Below are 771 nucleotides of genomic sequence, written 5' to 3'. Positions count from 1 at the left end.
GCGCTGGGCGGGACGGACCCGGGACTGGGAACTGCAGGACCAGGTCTGGCTGAATCCAGAACGGAATCAGCCAGAAGTATTAGAGAAAGCTGCTTGATTGACGCGACATCTTTGTTGACAACTACCGGTTTGGCCATTGCCCGGTGAGAGGACGGGCATCGGCGTGTCGTTCGAATGCGCCTTGCCCGGTATGAGCACGTACCACTTGAGTGCGTCGACCAGCGGTCGCATCAACGCCCCGCAGGCGCCGACTCGGCGCACCATCGTCGACTTCTCGGACTTGCGCCCGAACTGCATCCGCTTGAGCTGGACCAATTGAAGCTTGCGCTGTTCGATTTCGAACGGGCGTACATTGACTGGCACCGGCAATGCGAATATCCAGACGAAAAAAAACCCCCACATCTCTGCGGGGGTTTTCTTCTTATAACTAGCCTGACGATGACCTACTTTCACACTGGTTGCAGCACTATCATCGGCGTAATATCGTTTCACGGTCCTGTTCGGGATGGGAAGGGGTGGTACCGATTTACTATGGTCATCAGGCATAACTTGTACAGGCACGTGCTCCCAACTGGGCAGCATGACCTTGAATCTGGAAGAAGTATTGTTTCGTTTTACTTAGGTAGTGATTGTACATTGCAACGAGCACAACGCGTTCTCTTATTCTCTATACCTGCTAAGGTTATAGGGACAAGCCGTACGGGCAATTAGTACTGGTTAGCTTAATGCATTACTGCACTTCCACACCCAGCCTATCAACGTCCTGGTCTC

The 771-nt window shown here is 53.0% G+C and carries 1 protein-coding gene and 2 rRNA genes; all 3 read right to left on the bottom strand.

Translation table 11 applies throughout. The annotated features are described in order from the left end of the window. Positions 1 to 66 precede the first annotated feature (66 nt). Positions 67 to 363, bottom strand: a complete 297-nt coding sequence (locus CR103_RS24280) for an IS66 family transposase (protein WP_370659484.1) — start codon at positions 361 to 363, stop codon at positions 67 to 69. Between the two features lie 67 nt (positions 364 to 430). After that, positions 431 to 543: ribosomal RNA gene (gene rrf / locus CR103_RS21760) — 5S ribosomal RNA — on the bottom strand. A gap of 143 nt (positions 544 to 686) precedes the next feature. Then, a 23S ribosomal RNA gene (locus tag CR103_RS21755) occupies positions 687 to 771 on the bottom strand; the annotation flags it as partial.

This window comes from Massilia psychrophila, assembly GCF_002760665.1.
Taxonomy (GTDB): domain Bacteria; phylum Pseudomonadota; class Gammaproteobacteria; order Burkholderiales; family Burkholderiaceae_D; genus JAFCUW01.
Note: the sequence above shows the minus strand (reverse complement) of the source record. Positions and strands in the feature narration are given on the sequence as shown.